General features: G+C 72.1%; 10 protein-coding genes. 5 read left to right on the top strand and 5 right to left on the bottom strand.

The annotated features are described in order from the left end of the window. Nucleotides 1–16: 16 nt before the first annotated feature. From OG867_RS02230 to OG867_RS02210, 5 genes are all read right to left on the bottom strand, one after another. A complete protein-coding gene (locus OG867_RS02230; RefSeq protein WP_406282063.1) occupies nt 17–2,254 on the bottom strand; it encodes a glycosyl hydrolase family 95 catalytic domain-containing protein in 2,238 nt (745 codons plus the stop codon). Next, on the bottom strand, nt 2,251–4,227 hold the full coding sequence (locus OG867_RS02225; RefSeq protein ID WP_406282059.1) for a beta-galactosidase: 1,977 nt from the start codon (nt 4,225–4,227) through the stop codon (nt 2,251–2,253). The genes OG867_RS02230 and OG867_RS02225 overlap by 4 nt, the downstream gene beginning before the upstream one ends. A gap of 176 nt (nt 4,228–4,403) precedes the next feature. Beyond that, complete coding sequence (locus tag OG867_RS02220) at nt 4,404–5,366, bottom strand: carbohydrate ABC transporter permease (RefSeq protein ID WP_328903592.1); 963 nt, start codon at nt 5,364–5,366, stop codon at nt 4,404–4,406. Next, a complete protein-coding gene (locus OG867_RS02215) occupies nt 5,363–6,439 on the bottom strand; it encodes an ABC transporter permease (protein WP_406282056.1) in 1,077 nt (358 codons plus the stop codon). Before OG867_RS02215 ends, OG867_RS02220 begins: the two co-directional genes overlap by 4 nt. Before the next feature lie 81 nt (nt 6,440–6,520). After that, entirely contained in the window at nt 6,521–8,128 is a 1,608-nt protein-coding gene (locus OG867_RS02210; protein ID WP_406290710.1) for an extracellular solute-binding protein, read from the bottom strand. A 448-nt stretch (nt 8,129–8,576) separates the two neighbouring features. On the opposite strand from OG867_RS02210, the gene OG867_RS02205 reads away from it, so the two are divergent. The 5 genes from OG867_RS02205 (at nt 8,577) to OG867_RS02185 (ending at nt 16,556) form a co-directional block, all read left to right on the top strand. Continuing rightward, nucleotides 8,577–11,441, top strand: a complete 2,865-nt coding sequence (locus OG867_RS02205; protein WP_406282053.1) for a glycoside hydrolase family 3 C-terminal domain-containing protein — start codon at nt 8,577–8,579, stop codon at nt 11,439–11,441. A 52-nt stretch (nt 11,442–11,493) separates the two neighbouring features. Continuing rightward, the gene (yicI, locus tag OG867_RS02200; RefSeq protein WP_406282050.1) at nt 11,494–13,764 is read left to right on the top strand and encodes an alpha-xylosidase; all 2,271 of its coding nucleotides are present in this window, start codon (nt 11,494–11,496) and stop codon (nt 13,762–13,764) included. A gap of 203 nt (nt 13,765–13,967) precedes the next feature. Further along, on the top strand, nt 13,968–14,582 hold the full coding sequence (locus tag OG867_RS02195; RefSeq protein WP_406282047.1) for a TetR/AcrR family transcriptional regulator: 615 nt from the start codon (nt 13,968–13,970) through the stop codon (nt 14,580–14,582). Next, on the top strand, nt 14,579–15,766 hold the full coding sequence (locus tag OG867_RS02190) for a GDSL-type esterase/lipase family protein (protein WP_406282044.1): 1,188 nt from the start codon (nt 14,579–14,581) through the stop codon (nt 15,764–15,766). The genes OG867_RS02195 and OG867_RS02190 overlap by 4 nt, the downstream gene beginning before the upstream one ends. A 55-nt stretch (nt 15,767–15,821) precedes the next feature. Further along, on the top strand, nt 15,822–16,556 hold the full coding sequence (locus OG867_RS02185; RefSeq protein WP_406282041.1) for a GNAT family N-acetyltransferase: 735 nt from the start codon (nt 15,822–15,824) through the stop codon (nt 16,554–16,556). The last annotated feature ends 48 nt before the right edge of the window (nt 16,557–16,604 follow it).

The raw sequence follows: 16,604 nt of genomic DNA, 5'->3' as shown, positions 1-16,604 counted from the left end.
GTGGGTGGGGGGAGTGCTACCGCGGCCGGAGTTCCAGGACGCGGTCCACGCCGGCCGTCAGCTCCAGGGGAGCCGAGGGGGAGCCGGCGGAGGCTTCGGTGAGGGTGTGGCCCTCGCCCGTGCGGACGTCGACGCGGGTATCGCGCGCCGGGTGGAGGACCGCCGTCGCGGTGCCGTCGGGCGACCAGCGCAGGTCCACGGACGCGCCGAACCGCGTACGCGCACCGCGCAGTTCACCGCCCGGACAGCCCGCGAGCGGTGCGGGCAGCAGGACCAGGCGGCGCGGGGTCGACTGCACCAGCGACTCGATCACGGCAGCGGGCAGGGCATGCGCCGCGTCCGCGTTGTACACGTTGCGCGACGGGTAGTGGGCGCTCATCAGCGACTCGTGGAAGAAGTCGCCCGCGAGCACCGACCGGACCGCCGCCGAGGCACGCACCCCGTCCCGCAGCCGGGCCGCGACCAGCGCGTGGTGCAGATGACCGTGGGCCGAGTCGTTCTCCGCGCCCCGCAGTGCGAGCGCCCGGTGCGCGGCGGCGGCCGACCCGGGCGTGTCGTACGGGTTGATCACGTCCAGCGGCCACACCGGGTACAGGTGGCTCAGGTGGCGGTGGTCGTACGTCTCCGCCAGGCCCGGCCACGCCCACTCGGCGAGCGCGCCGTCCTCGTTGACCCGGTAGTCGGCGAGCCGGTCCGCGAGCGCACGGCGGCGCTCGGCGACCCGGGGGTCGGGGGAGCGGTCGGCCGAGGCGGTGAGCGCGTGGCGGGCCGCCGCCAGGTCCATCGTCGCGTCGACCGTGCCCCAGCTCGCGTTGGCCGGACGGTTCTCCGGCGAGTACGAGGGCACCACGGCCACCCGCCCGTCCGGGCCGGTCCGGGTGAGGAAGTCCTCGTAGAACAGGGCCGTTTCGTGCAGAGCGGCGGTCAGCCGGGGGTCCTCGCTCCCCGTCGTCTCCGCGTGCTCGATCAGCGGCTCCAGGAGCCAGTCCGCGCCCGCCGTCCACAGGTGCAGCGGGTAGGCGCGCTGGTAGTGCCGGGTGTGTCCGGACTCGCCGTCCGTGTGCGACGGGGCCACGATCCCGCGCGCCCCGAAGATGGCCCGCGCGTTGTCCCGCCAGTCCGGGAGCTGCCCGTACACCAGCGCCGCATGGGCCTCGGACACCTCCGGCAGCGCCGCCGCCGCGGCCGAGGCGATCTGGAGATTCAGGTTGGCGTTCGTCGTGAACGCCCCCGACCAGGCGGTGTCCCAGTCACCCGTCCAGAGCCCGGTCAGCCGGGGCGGCAGGGCCCCGGACGCGGACAGCAGATGGTAGCGGCCCGCCGCGCACAGCCGCTCCAGCAGCGCCGGGCTGTCCGGCCGCCGGATCAACTCCGATCCGGACAGTGCCCGTTCGGCCGGGTCCGCGTCCAGGGTGAGCGCCGCCCGTTCGAAGGCGGGCCGGTGCAGCGCCCCATGCCGGTCCAGCAGCGCGGCATACCCGTCACCCGGCAGTGCCGCGCATTCCGCCGCCAGGTCCAGGTGGCCGGTGTGCCGGCGCACCCGGGTCAGCAGCAACAGGCTCCTCGCGCCCTCGACGCGGACCCCCTCGCCCGCCACCGAGACCCGGCCGCCCTCCGCGCGGAGCACCGTCGCGCCGGTGTACGCGAGCTCGCTGTCCGGGTAGCCCGCGCGCAGCGTCAGCCGGGCTCCGTCCGGGGTGAGCACGGTGCTCCGGCCGACGGCCAGGCGCGGCGGGGCGCCCGGCAGGGCGTGGTCGAGCGTCACGTCCACGGCGAGCCCCGGCCCGGTGACGTACTGCACGATCACGTCGTCGGCGCGCGAGACGAACACCCGGCTGCGCCAGGACTCGCAGGCGGCGGTGATCTCACCGGTGGCGAAGTCGACCGCCCGGCGGTAGGCCGCGGCCGGGTCGGCGGCGTTCCCGGGCACCGGCCGGACCCGGGTCTGGAAGGCCGGGTGGAAGGGCTGCACCCACACCAGCGGGCGGCCCGCGCCGAAGTGCTCCGCCGCCCCGGTGTCCCCGGCGAGCAGCGCGCTCTGGACCCGGCCCAGCCGGTCCGCCAGCTCGGGCGGCCGGACGTGCCGGCTGCCGTTGGGCCGGACCAGGGTGTGGTGGTTGACGATCACGCGGTCGTCGGCCGGGTCGCCGTACACCATGGCGCCGTGCCGGCCGTTGCCGCCGAGGAAGGCGTCCTCCCAGCGGGCGGCGGGGCGCGGCTCCCAGGTCGAGTCGATGTCCGTGCGCGCGGTCATGGCGCGGATCTCCGCAGCACCGCGACACCGTAGCGGCCGAGCGCGATCCGGTCCGTCACCGCGCGCCCGGTGAGCAGATCCTCGTACACGCCGGGCACGGTGACCGTGACCATCTCGCGGCGGTGGTGCAGCAGGAACAGCAGCTCGCCCCGGCGCACCGCCTCCACCCCCTCGGGCAGCCCGGCGAGGACCGGCTCGACCCCGGCCTCCCGGACCACGCCGGCCAGGAGGGCCCGCAGCGCCGGGGGCTCGGGGAGCGTCGACACGTACACCGCGCGGCCCCGGCGCAGCACGGCGGGCAGCCCGGCGAGCTCGCCGTCGCGGTAGGCGGCCAGCACCTCGGTGCCCTCGGCCGCCTCCAGCTCCTCGGACCAGAGAGTGCCCCGGAAGCCGTCGCACTCCACGGTCTCGCCCGTGTCCAGCGGCCACCACTCGTGCAGGGTCGCGATCCCGAACAGCTCGCGCAGCCGGACGTCCATCCCGCCCGGCCGGACGCGGTCGTCCACGTCCGCGATGCCGCTGAAGAAGCCGCACACCAGGCGCCCGCCGCCTTGTACGTACGCCACGAGGTTGTCGACCGCCGCGTCGTCGAGGAGGTAGAGGTGCGGCACGACGACCGCCTTGTACCGGCTCAGGTCGGCGTCGGGGCGGGCGAAGTCCGTGGGCGTGCCGTTCTCCCACAGTGCCCGGTGCCAGCGCCGGATCACCTCCGTGTAGTCGAGCCGCGCGGAGGGGGCGCCCTCCTGGGCGCCCGCCCACCAGGCGTCCCAGTCGTGCAGGACGGCCACCTCGGCGGCCACGCCCGTACCGGACACGGCGGATCCGATCACGGCCAGCTCGCCGCCCAGCTGCCGGGTCTCGCGGAAGGAGCGGCCCTGCTCACCGGCGTGGCCGAGCATGCCCGAGTGGAACTTCTCCGAGCCCTGCCGGGACTGCCGCCACTGGAAGTAGCAGATCGCGTCGGCGCCGCGCGCCACCGACTGGAGCGACCAGAGCCGGTTCAGCCCCTCCGGCTTCGGGTGGTTGACGCCCCGCCAGTTCACCGCACCCGCCGCCTGCTCCATCAGCATCCACGGGCCGTCCGCCTGCGAGCGCGTCATGTCGGCGAGCATCGCGTTGTACTGTCCGCCCCACGGGTCGCGCGGGTCCGGGTAGACGTCGACCGAGACGACGTCCTCCTCGGCCGACCACGCCCAGGCGTCCTGCCCCGACCACAGCGGCATGAAGTTCGTGGTCACCGGGATGTGCGGGGTGTGCCGCGCGACGATGTCGCGCTCGGCGGTGAAGCACTCCATGAGCGCGTCGGACGTGAAGCGTTTGAAGTCCAGCACCTGGGTGGGGTTCCGCATGTACTGCGCCTTGCGCGGCGGCAGGATCTCCGTCCACGCGTCGTAGCGCTGGCTCCAGAAGGCCGTTCCCCACGCCTCGTTGAGGGCGTCGAGCGTCCCGTACCGGCCGCGCAGCCAGCGGCGGAAGTGGCCCGCCGTCTCGTCGCACCAGCAGTGGGTGCAGTACTCGTTGTTGATGTGCCACACGGTGAGCGCCGGGTGCTCCGCGTACCGCGCGGCCAGGTCCTCGGTGAGCGCGGCGGCGTAACGGCGGTAGACCGGCGAACTGGGGCAGAACTGCTGGCGTGAGCCGTACCAGACGATGGACCCGTCCTCCGCGCGCGGCAGCGTCTCCGGGTGCCGCGCCCCCATCCAGGGCGGCGGGGAGGCGGTCGGGGTGGCGAGCACGACGCCGATGCCCTGGGCGTGCATCAGGTCCATCAGCCGGTCCAGCCAATCGAACTCCCTGGCTCCCGGGCGGGGTTCGATCCTCGCCCAGGAGAAGACGCCGAGGGTGACGGAGTTGACCCCGGCCTCCTTCATCAGCCGGACGTCGTCCTCCCACACCTCCTCGGGCCACTGCTCGGGGTTGTAGTCGCCTCCGAAGAGGATGCGGCCACGGGCCGCGTCGCGCAGGGACGGCATGGCGTCTCCGGTTCTCCTGGGTGGGGGTTTAGGGGGTGTCTTGCCGATCAGGGCCGGGTCCACGACGCCTGGCACGGCACATCGCGACGCTCCGGCGCCTTGCGATGCACCGCACCAGACGCCGCGGCCCGATCCGACCCTGATCGACCAGACACCCCCCAGGGGTGCGGGGCCGGTCAGCCCTTCACGGCGCCGGTGAGCATGCCCTTCTGGAAGTGCTTCTGGACGAACGGCGACAGCACCGCGACCGGGATCAGCGCGAGGATCATCACCGCCATCTGCACGGCGAGGCTGTTGATCTGGCCGCTGCTGACGGCCGCGCCCATCGCGCCCGGCGGCACCTGGTGCTGGAGGACCAGCTGACGCAGGATCATCTGCAAGGGGTACTTGTCGCTGTCCTGGATGTAGAGCATCGCGTTGAACCACTGACTCCAGTAGCCGACCGCGTAGAACAGCGAGATCACCGCGATCACCGCGCGCGACAGCGGCATGATGATCTGGAGCAGGATGCGCCACTCGCCGGCCCCGTCGATGCGTGCCGCGTCGATGAGTTCGGGCGCGGTGTCCATGAAGAAGCCGCGCAGCACCAGCACGTTGAACACACTGATCGCGCTCGGCAGGATCATCGACCAGTAGCTGTCGCTCAGCCCGATCCCGGTGACCAGCAGATACGTCGGGATGAGCCCGGCGCCGAAGAACATGGTCGCCATCAGCGTCATCAGCAGCGGTCGGTGCGCGTACGAGTCGCGGCGGCTGAGCCCGTACGCGCAGAGGATCGAGACGACCATGCTGACGGCCGTACCGACGACGGTGAGGCCGACGCTGACGGCGGCGGCACGGGTCACCGCGCCCCCGCTCAGCAGCTCCTTGTACGCGACGAACGTGAGGTGCTTCGGCCAGACGACCAGGCCGCCCGCGTCGTTGATGGTCCTCGTGTCGGAGAGGCTGGTCACCAGGACCACCCAGATCGGGACGATGACGACCGCGCAGATCGCGACGAGCCCGAATCCCTTGAAGGCGAGCCCGGCCTTCGTCGGCTCCTCCTCCCACACGGGGCGCGGCTCGATGCGCAGGGCGCGCTGGAGGCGTGTCTCGGTGGGGGGCGCCGGTTCCGCCCGCTGGTCCAGGAGAGTTGTCATTTCTTGGAGTACACCCCCTGCTCGCCCAGCATGTGGGCGACCTTGTTGGCGCCCAGCACCATGGCGACGCTGAACAGCCCCTTGAAGATGCCGGCGGCGGCCGCGTAGCCGAAGTCGCCGGTCTTGATGCCCGTCCACCAGATGTAGGTGTCCAGGATTTCCGAGGCCCCCGCGCCGACCTGGTCGCGCTGGAGGAGGATCTGCTCGAAGTCGAGGTTGAGCGCGCTGCCCACCCGCAGCACGAGCAGCAGGGCGATGACCGGGCGCAGCGCGGGCAGCGTGACATGCCACATGCGGCGCCAGCGGCCGGCCCCGTCGACGGCGGCGGCCTCGTACAGATCGGTGTTGACGGCGGCGAGCGCGGCCAGGAAGACGATCACGCCCCAGCCGGCGTCCTTCCACACGGCCTGCGCGCTGACCAGGAACTTGAAGAAGCCCGGATCGGTCATCAGGTCGAAGCCCTCGTGGCCGTGCTCGCGCAGCCACTGGGCGACCAGCCCGGCGCCGCCGAACATCTGCTGGAACACGGTGACGACGAGCACCCAGGAGAAGAAGTGCGGCAGATAGACGACCGCCTGCACCCAGGCCCTGACCCGGGTGCTCATGATCGTGTTGAGCAGCAGCGCGATGGCGATCGGGATCGGGAAGAACAGGACCAGCTGGGTCACGAAGATGACCAGCGTGTTCACGAGGACTTCCCAGAAGCGGTAGTCCTCGAAGATCCGGGTGAAGTTGTCGAACCCGACGAACGGGCTGCCCGTGATGCCCAGGTCGTACACGTCGTAGTCCTGGAAGGCCACGATGTTCCCGAGCAGCGGGATGTAGTTGAAGATCAGCAGCAGCGCGATGGCCGGCATCGTCATCAGGATCAGCGTGCGGTCGCGCCGCAGCCGCTGCCGCCAGGTGATACCGCCCTGCTCCTTCCGGGGCTCGGGAACGCCCCGGGCCCGCTTTCTGCCCGCTTTGCTCGTCTCCCCGCCGTCGCCGTCCCCGGCGCCGCTCCCGTCGGCCGGGACGCTCGTCCCGTCGGCGGTGCGGTCCGGGGCGGCCGCGACCGTGGCCCGTGCCTTCACCGTGTGCTCCCCATGTCGTGCTCCTGACCCCGGCCGCCGGGTTGTGTGCCCGGCGGCCCCCTTACCTCTCGTACGTACGCGTCAGTTGCCGGAGCCGTTCTTGTCGAGAATGTCCTGGTACCAGTCGCGCAGCTTGTCGCCGCCGCTCTTCTTCCAGGTGTTCACCGCGTCCTCGACGTCGCTGACCTTCTTCCGCCCCCGGCGGATGTCCTTCTGGAGGTCGTCGAAGGGGGTGTACAGGGAGGCGTAGCGCTGCGGCTCGACCACCTGCATGCCGAAGAAGAGGGGCTTCTTGATGTGCGGCGCCTGGCGCGCCATCCAGCCCGCGTAGTCCTTGGCCAGCTGCGGCTGGTCCGGGTAGGCGATGGAGGTGGGCGGCGAGGCCACGAACAGGAAGGTGGAGGGCTGCGCCTCCTCGACACCCTGCGGGGTGTACGTCGGGGTCCCGTCCTTGATCGTGTAGTGGGTGCCCTTCACGCCGTAGTTGGTGAGCATGAACTCCTCGGTGCCGAACGGCGCGGCCGCGTAGTCGGCGATCGCGAGGAACTCCTGGATCCTGTCCTTCGACAGGTTCTTGCTGAGGAAGGTGAAGATGCCCGCCGGGTCGTCCTGCCACAGCACCGGCTCGCCGCCGTCGTGGTGGAAGAAGTCCAGCGCCTGCATGTCGAACTTCGGGTTGGCGGCGGCCTGTTCGGTGACCATGCCCTTCCAGCCGCCGGTGCCGTCGTTGTACATGACGACGTGTCCGCTGGTGAAGCGGATCTTCGCGTCGGCGTCCTTGTTGGCCTCGGCGTCCGGGTGGACGTACCCGCCGTCGTGGAGCTTACGGGCGAAGGCCAGCGCCTCCCGGTACGCCTGCGTCTCGATCTTGTGGACCAGCTTGCCGTTCTCCAGCTGCCAGTAGTGCGGCGCGTCCGGGAGCAGCCCGAATATCTTCTGGACGCAGGTCCACAGGTCGTCGAAGGCCCACACCTTCTTCTTGGGGGCCGTGTACTCCTTGCCGAAGGCCAGCAGGTCGTCGGCGCTCGCCGGGACGGCGCCGGAGCCGGTCAGGTCCTTGCGGTAGAAGATCGCGTTGCCGATGACCGGCGTCGGCATGGGCAGCCCGCGCAGCTTGCCGCCGAAGACCGAGTACTGCCAGGCCCCGGTGGGGATGTTGGCCAGGTTGGGGTACTTCTTGACGGCGTCACCCGCGAGATACGGGGAGAGGTCGGCGAACTTCGCGGTGATGGCGTTGCGGATCTGGCCCTGCATGTTCCAGCCGGGGATCGTCATGACATCGGGGATGTCCGAGCCGGCGAGGACCGCGCCGATCTTGTCCTGGTACGTGTTGCCGTCCTGCGGGTCGAAGTTCAGCGTCGCCCCGACCGCCTTGTTCACGGCCGTGTAGTACGGGTTGTTCTTCTTCGGGACCGTGCCCCACAGCGGGGTCATCACCCGGAACTCCGAACCCTTGCCCGGCACCGACTTGACCGAGACCACCAGCGGGTCGGGGAGCTTGGTGAAGCCCGGGCTCGAACCGTTCACGCCGGGGACGTCGGGCTGGACCAGGTTCAGCGGGGCGTAGCTCGGCACGACCTTCTTCAGGGCCTTGCCCGTCGTCGTGCCCTCCTTGCTCCCGGCACCGGAGCCGGAACCGCCGCACGCGGCGAGCAGCGGCACCCCGCCGGCCACGGCGACGGCCGCCACCGCGCCCGTGGCGAGGAAGCTTCTCCGGCTCGGGGCGGAGGCGGAGGGGGAGGAATTCGGCGTCATTGCGTCAACCCTTCGAGGCGCACCAGGTGCGGCGGTTCAACAGGGAGGCGCCCTACGGTGTCGCCGTCCCGGGGAATCAGGGGCGAGGGCGCCCCTTCGCAAGTCGGTCGAAGCTCTGTCGAAGCGCTTCGATGTTGCAGCGAGGTTAAGTGAAGGGTCTCGGCCGCACAAGAGTCCGTTTACAGATTCCTCCGACCTGTTTCGCCGCCGCCCCTGCTGCAACGAGGGCGTACAAGCGGGAGAGGTCGAGGACGGGCCCTTGACATGCGCGGGGTCGGCCGTTGAGCATCGAAGCGCTTCGAAAGATCGTCCGAGGCTGCACCGTGGCCCGCACGACGCGCCGGCACCGCCATACCTCCCACCTTTGACGAAGGACCCGCACGTGACGGAACAACCGCAGCCCTTCCGCGACCCGCGACTGCCCTTCGCGGAGCGCGTCGACGACCTGCTCCGGCGGCTGACCTCCGACGAGCGCGTCGCGATGCTGCACCAGTTCGCCCCGGCGGTCGACCGGCTCGGGCTCGCCGCCTTCCGCACCGGCCAGGAGGCCCTGCACGGCGTCGCCTGGATGGGGCCGGCCACGGTCTTCCCGCAGGCCGTCGGGCTCGGCGCCACCTGGAACGACGACCTGGTCCGCCGCATCGGCGAGGCCGTCGGCGACGAGGTCCGCACCAAGCGCGCCCACGACGACCGCGTCGGCCTGAACGTCTGGGCGCCCACCGTCAACCTGCTGCGCCACCCACTCTGGGGGCGCGGCGAGGAGGGGTACAGCGAGGACACCGGGCTCACCTCCGCCATCGCCGTCGCGTACACCCGGGGCCTGCGCGGCGACCACCCGCACTACTGGCGCACCGCCCCCGTCCTCAAGCACTGGCTCGCCCACAACAACGAGACCGACCGCGACACCTCGTCCTCCTCGGTCCGCCCGAGGGTGCTGCACGAATACGACCTCAGGGCCTTCCGCGACGCCGTCCGCGCGGGCGCGGTGGCCGGGGTGATGCCCGCGTACAACCTGGTCAACGGGCGCCCCAACCACGTGTCGCCGCTGCTCTCCCGGCACCTGCGGAGCTGGACCGAACAGCCCCTGGCCGTCTGCTCCGACGCCGGCGCACCCACCAACCTGGTCGACTCCGAGCACTACTTCGACACCCACGAGGAGGCGACCGCCGCCGCCCTCCGCGCCGGTGTCGACAGCTTCACCGACCACGGCCAGGACTCCTCCGTCATGACCGCCCGCATCCAGGGCGCCCTGAAACGCGGCCTCCTGGACGAGCACGACATCGACACCGCCGTCCGCCGCCTGCTCCATATGCGCTTCGCCCTCGGCGAGTTCGACCCCGAGCTGGACCCGTACGCCGACACCGACGCCCTCGACACCGAGGGGCACCGGGCGCTCGCCCGGGAGGCCGCCGAGCAGGCCGTCGTACTCCTGAAGAACGACGGGCTGCTGCCGCTCGCCCCGGACGCCGGCCGGACCGTCGCCGTCGTCGGGCTCCTCGCGGACGCCTGCAAGCTCGACTGGTACAGCGGCACCCTGATCCACCGCTCGACCCCGCTCGACGGACTCCGCGAGCGCTTCGGCGCCGACCACGTGATCCACGCCGAGGGCGCCGACCTGGTCCGCATCAAGTGCGCGGACGGCTGGCTGCACATCCCCGAGGCGGACCCGGCCTGCGAAGCGGCGCAGGGCGCGGAGGGCGCCCTCGACCCTGCGCTGCTCGCGGGCCGCACCGACCTGCCCCCGCTGACCTGCGCCGACACCCCGTCCGAGCTGGCGCTCGTGGACTGGGGCGGCGGTGTGATCACCCTGCGGGAGCCGGACGGCCGCTACCTCTCGGTCGCCGAGGACGGTTGTGTACGCGCCTCCGCGGACGAGCCGGGCGGCTGGATCGTCCAGGAGACCTTCCGGTGGGAAGCGGTGGAAGGTCATGCCGGCGGTCACCGCCTTCTGCACATCGGAACGGGTGGGTATGTCTCAGTCGCCGCCGACGGCGTAAAGGTTGCCGTCCCGGACGAGGAAAATCCGGCCGCTGCGGCCACCGTCTTCGAGACCGAGGTCACCGAGCGCGGCGAGGACGCCGTCGCCCGCGCCGCCGCTGCCGCCGACACCGTGATCGTGGTCGTCGGCAACGACCCGCACATCAACGGCCGCGAGACCGAGGACCGCGCCACCCTCGACCTGCCCGCCCAGCAGGAACGCCTCTGGCGCGCCGCCCACGCCGCCAACCCGCACACCGTCCTGGCGGTCACCTCCGCCTACCCGTACGCCCTGGCCGACGCGGCCGCCACGCTGCCCGCGCTGCTGTGGACCGCGCACGGCGGCCAGGCGGCGGGCACCGCGCTCGCCCGCGTCCTCGCCGGCGACGTCTCCCCGGCCGGGCGCCTCCCGCAGACCTGGTACGCCTCCGACGCGGAGCTGCCCGGCCTGCTGGACTACGACATCATCGGCTCGCGGCAGACCTACCTCTACTACGAGGGCGCCCCGCTCTATCCGTTCGGCCACGGGCTCACCTACAGCGACTTCACGTACAGCGACCTGACCGCCGTACGCGAGGGCGAGCTGCTGCACGTCTCGCTGAACGTCACCAACACCGGCGCTGTCGCCTCCGACGAGGTCGCCCAGCTGTACGTACGGGCCGTGGCCCCGTCCGTACCCGGGCCGCTGCGCCGGCTCGTCGGACACCGCAGGCTGCACCTGGCACCCGGGGCGGCCGAGAGCCTCGCGTTCACCGTGCCGGTCGAGGAGCTCGGCCACTGGGACGTGGCGCACGGCCGCTGGACCGTCGAGCCCGGCGCGTACGAGTTCCGGGCGGGCGCCTCCAGCACGGACATCCGGAGCGTCACGGTCGTCCCCGTCGACGGCGAACCGGCCGGGCCGCGCCCGGTCCTGGTCCGGGGTCTGGAGGCGGCCGACTACGACGAGCAGCTGGGCACCGCGATCGTGGACCGGGCGAAGACGGACGGCGACGCGGTCACCGCCATCGCCGAGACCAACGAACTCCTCTACCGCCACTGTGACTTCGGCGCCGGAACGAGCGGCGTCGAGGTCCTTGCCTCCGGCGAGGGGGCCGTCCTGATCACCGTCGGCGGCTCCACCGTCACCGTCCCGGTGCCCGCCACGGACGGACCGTACGACCATCGCACCCTCCGCGCCGGTCTGACCGCCTCCGGCACCGGCGACCTGCGCATCGTCCTGCGCGGCACGGTCCGGCTGGCCCGGCTCGGCTTCACCGGGGCCGGCGCGTGACACGCCGTAGCCTCCCCGTTCCCCCTCCCGATGGCCCCGGCAAGGAGTCCGCATGAAGTTCACCGACGGCTTCTGGCTCATGCGTGAGGGCGTACGCGCCTCCTACGCGACCGAGATCCGCGATCTGCGCGTCAGCGCGGACCAGTTCACCGCGTACGCGGCGGTGAAACGGGTGGCCGCGCGCGGCGACACCCTCAACACCCCGCTCATCACCGTCGACTGCTTCTCCCCGGCGGAGGGAATCATCGGCGTCCGCACCACACACCACGCCGGAAAGGCCCGCCGGGGCCCGGACTTCGCCCTCCCCGGGCTCGACCCGGCCGGCTCCGGCGCCCGCACCCGGCAGGACGGCTCGGTCACCGAACTCACCAGCGGACCGCTGACGTTGCGCATGGACGCGGACGGGCCCTGGGGCCTCACCTTCCTCGACGCCGAGGGGCGCCGCCTGACCCAGGTCGACGCCAAGGGCACCGCCTTCGCCACCACCCCCGACGACACCCACCACATGATCGCCCAACTCGCCCTGGACATCGGCGAGAACGTCTACGGGCTCGGCGAGCGCTTCACCCCGTACGTGAAGAACGGCCAGAGCGTCGACATCTGGCAGGCGGACGGCGGCACCAGCAGCGAACTGGCCTACAAGAACATCCCGTTCTACCTCTCCTCGCGCGGGTACGGCGTCTTCGTCAACCACCCCGGCAAGGTCTCCTTCGAGGTCGGCTCGGAGTCGGTGGGGCAGGTGCAGTTCAGCGTCGAGGACCACTCGCTGGAGTACTACATCGTCGCCGGTCCGACGCCCAAGGAGGTGCTGGCCCGCTACACCGCACTGACCGGCCGCCCGGCGCTGCCGCCGGCCTGGTCGTTCGGCCTGTGGCTGACGACGTCCTTCTGCACCTCGTACGACGAGGAGACCGTGACCTCGTTCGTCGACGGCATGGCGGAGCGCGACATCCCGCTCTCCGTCTTCCACTTCGACTGCTTCTGGATGCGCGAGTACCAGTGGTCGGACCTTCTCTGGGACCCGGACGTGTTCCCCGACCCGGAGGGCATGCTCGCCCGGCTCAAGGAGCGCGGACTGCGGATCAGCATGTGGATCAACCCGTACATCGCCCAGAAGTCGGCACTGTTCGCGGAAGGCGCCGAACTCGGCCATCTGGTCCGCCGCCCCAACGGTGACGTCTGGCAGTGGGACCTGTGGCAGCCCGGCATGGCCCTGGTCGACTTCACCAGCCCCGCCGCGCGCGAGTGGTTCACCGGCAAGCTGCGGCTGCTGCTCGACCAGGGCGTCGACTGCTTCAAGACGGACTTCGGCGAGCGCGTCCCCACCGACGTCGTCTGGCACGACGGCTCGGACCCCGAGCGGATGCACAACTACTACGCGCAGATCTACAACCAGACGGTCTTCGAGCTCCTGGAGAAGGAGCGCGGCGCGGGCGAGGCGGTCCTCTTCGCCCGCTCGGCCACGGCCGGCGGCCAGCAGTTCCCCGTCCACTGGGGCGGCGACTGCTTCGCCTCGTTCACGGCGATGGCCGAGTCCCTGCGCGGCGGCCTGTCCCTGTCGCTCTCCGGGTTCGGCTTCTGGAGCCACGACATCGGGGGCTTCGAGGGGACTCCGGACCCGGCGGTCTTCAAGCGCTGGCTCGCCTTCGGCCTGCTCTCCTCGCACAGCCGGCTGCACGGCAACGTGTCGTACCGGGTGCCGTGGGAGTTCGGCGAGGAGGCGGTGGACGTCGCCCGGAAGTTCACCCTCCTCAAGCACCGGCTCATGCCGTACCTGTACGGCGCCGCCGCCACCGCCCACCGCACCGGCGTCCCGGTGATGCGCCCCATGCTGCTCGAATTCCCGGACGATCCGGCCACCCGCACCCTGGACCGGCAGTACATGCTCGGCCCCGACCTGCTGGTCGCCCCGGTCTTCACGGAGGACGGGCAGGTCGAGTACTACGTCCCCGAGGGCACCTGGACCCACTTGCTCACGGGCGAGACGGTCACCGGTCCCGCCTGGCGCCACGAGACCCACGGCTTCGACAGCCTCCCGGTCCTCGTCCGCCCCGGCGCGGTCCTGCCCTGGGGCGGCGACGACCAACGCCCGGACGGGGACTGGCTCGACGGGCTCACGCTGCGGGTGTTCGGCGAGGGGAACGGTACGACCATCACCGTGCCGGACCACGCGGGTGCCACGGCCGCCACCTTCCGGGTGGCGCGCGACGGCGACACCCTGACCGTCACCTCCGAGCGCATCGACCGTCCGTACCGCGTGGTCGCCGAGGTGACGGGGGCGACGGGGGAGGGGAGGGGGACGCTGACGGTGCGGGGGGCGTGAGCGACGGCGGGGTGGTTCGACTGGACGGCCCGACCGCCCGACCACCCCGCCGCCCCCTCAGTCCGTGCCCTCCGCCCGTGCCCGGTCCGCCACGGAGATCCGGCAACGCGTCGTGAGAGCGAGGGCGTGCCTTGGGTCCTTCCGCGTTTGCCTAAAACCCTTAGGCGGGCGCATCATGGCCGTCCCCGGACGAGGAGGCGACCATGGTGCGCGCGGGTCTCACCGCCGAACGCCTGACCAGGGCGGGCGCCGAGCTGGCCGACGAGGTCGGCTTCGACCAGGTCACCGTCTCGGCGCTGGCGCGGCAGTTCGACGTCAAGGTGGCGAGCCTCTACTCGCACCTGAAGAACTCCCACGATCTGCGGACCCGGATCGCCCTGCTCGCCCTTGAGGAGATGGCCGACCGGGGCGCCGCCGCCCTCGTGGGACGGGCCGGCAAGGACGCGCTGAGCGCCCTCGGTGACATGTACCGGGACTACGCGCGCGAGCACCCCGGCCGTTACGCGGCGGCCCAGATGACTTTGGATCCCGAAGCGGCGGCCGCCAGTGCGGGCCTGCGGCACTCGCGGATGACCCGGGCCATCCTGCGTGGCTACGACCTGACCGAGCCGGACCAGACGCATGCCGTACGGCTCCTGGGCAGCGTGTTCCACGGATTCGTCAGCCTGGAGGCGCAGGGCGGGTTCAGCCACAGCGCCCCCGACTCGCAGGAGTCCTGGTCCCGCACCCTGGACGCGCTGGACGCCCTCCTGTGCAACTGGCCCCCGCAGGACCTCACAGCGCCCGACCGCACCCCGCGACCCCAGGTGGAGCCATGAGCACCGACATGCCCGCACCCCTCCCGTTCACCACTCCCGTCACCCCCGCCCTCCTGCGGGGCGCACTCGACGTGGAGCGCACCGACGCCGGGCTGCTCCCGCACCGCCTGCCCGCCGACGCCCGCGCCCAGGCCCCGGACGGCCAGATCGCCCTGGCCGAGGCCCAGCCCTCCGGCGTACGGCTCGTCTTCCGGACCCGCGCCACGGTGGTCGAGCTGGAGGCGCGGCGCACCCGCACCGTCTACCAGGGTGTCCCGCCGAGGCCCGGCGGGGTGTACGACCTGCTGGTGGACGGCGACCTCGCGGCGCGGTCCTCGGCGAGCGGCGGCAACGTCCTCGATGTCGACATGACGACCGGGTCGACCCGGTTCCGTAGCGGGCCGGTCGGGTCCGTGCGGTTCGACGGGCTCACGGACCGGGAGAAGGACATCGAGGTCTGGCTGCCCTACAACGAACGCACCGAGGTCGTCGCCCTGCACACCGACGCGCCCGTCACGCCCGCCCCGGCCTCCGGCCGCAAGGTGTGGCTGCACCACGGAAGTTCGATCAGCCACGGCTCCGACGCGGCGAGCCCCACGACCACCTGGCCCGCGCGTGCGGCGCTGCTCGGCGGCGTCGAGCTGGTCAACCTCGGCCTCGGCGGCAGCGCCCTGCTCGACCCGTTCACGGCCCGCGCGATGCGGGACACCCCCGCGGACCTGATCAGCGTCAAGATCGGCATCAACCTCGTCAACGCCGACGTGATGCGCGTGCGCGCCTTCGCCCCGGCGGTGCACGGCTTCCTCGACACCCTCCGCGAGGGCCACCCGGACACCCCGCTCCTGGTGGTCTCATCCGTGCTGTGCCCCATCCACGAGGACACTCCGGGCCCCAGCGTCCCCGACTTCAGCCGCCTCGGCGAGGGCAAGGTCCGCTTCGCGGCGATGGGCGACCCGGAAGGCCGTGCCACCGGCAAGCTGACGCTCCGCGTCATCCGCGAGGAACTGGCCGGCCTGGTGGACCAACGCTCCGCAGACGACCCGCAGTTGCGCTACCTGGACGGCCGTGAGCTGTACGGCGAGGCGGATACGGAGGAACTCCCCCTCCCCGACGCCCTCCACCCCGACGCCGCCACCCACCTCCGCATGGGGGACCGCTTCGCGGCCCTGGCCTTCGGGGCGGGCGGCGCGTTCGCCGGGCCGTGATCCCCGGCCGCGAAACGGAGTACGCCGCACAGCTCGTTCGGGGGAGGATGCGGCGATGAACGACGATCCGCTGATGGCCAGGGTCCGCCGCCTGTGGGAGACACTGGCCGGTGTCCCCGTCCCCTCCGCCCCGGACGGCGGCCCGGTCGTCGTCACGGCTCCCGCCTCCGCGCTGTACCCGCCCGCCTGGGTGGGCACGGTGCTCCTCGGCGGCACGGCCCTCGTCACGGCGCCCACCGACGCGACGGCGGACGAGGTGCGCCGCGCGCTGAAGGCCGTACCGACGCGGGAACTCGCCGAACCGGACGCGTTCCGCCGGGAGTTGCCGGTCGCCGACGTGCTGGGCCCGGCGACGCTCGCCTATCTGTCGCCCGACGACTTCCGGCCGTACGAGCCCCCGGACGTCACCGTCACCACCCTGCCCGCCGATCACCCGGAGCTGCTGAGGCTGCTCGCGACGGTGAGCGAGGAGGACGCGGGGGAGTGCGGACTGGACGAGATCACCTCCCCGGCTTTCGTCGTACGGGAGGACGCCGCCGGGCTGGTCGCGGCGGCCGGGTACACGGACTGGCCGGGGGAGACCGCGCACCTCTGTGTGCTGACCGCACCGGGGGCCCGGGGCCGGGGTCTGGCCCGCGCGGTGGCGTCCGCCGCGACGCACCACGCCCTCGCGGCGGACCGGCTCCCTCAGTGGCGGGCGCGGCCGGAGGCGTCACGGCGCGTGGCCAGGGCGCTCGGATACCGGGAACTGGGTAGCCAGTTGAGCGTACGGCTGCACGGACACGCGTAACACCGCCGGACCGGCCCCCGAAGCGGGGACCGGTCCGGCGGAGGGCAC

It is taken from the genome of Streptomyces sp. NBC_00209 (genome assembly GCF_045206345.1).
Lineage (GTDB): Bacteria > Actinomycetota > Actinomycetes > Streptomycetales > Streptomycetaceae > Streptomyces.
The sequence above is the reverse complement of the archived record's forward strand: the minus strand, read 5'-3'. Positions and strand labels throughout refer to the sequence as shown.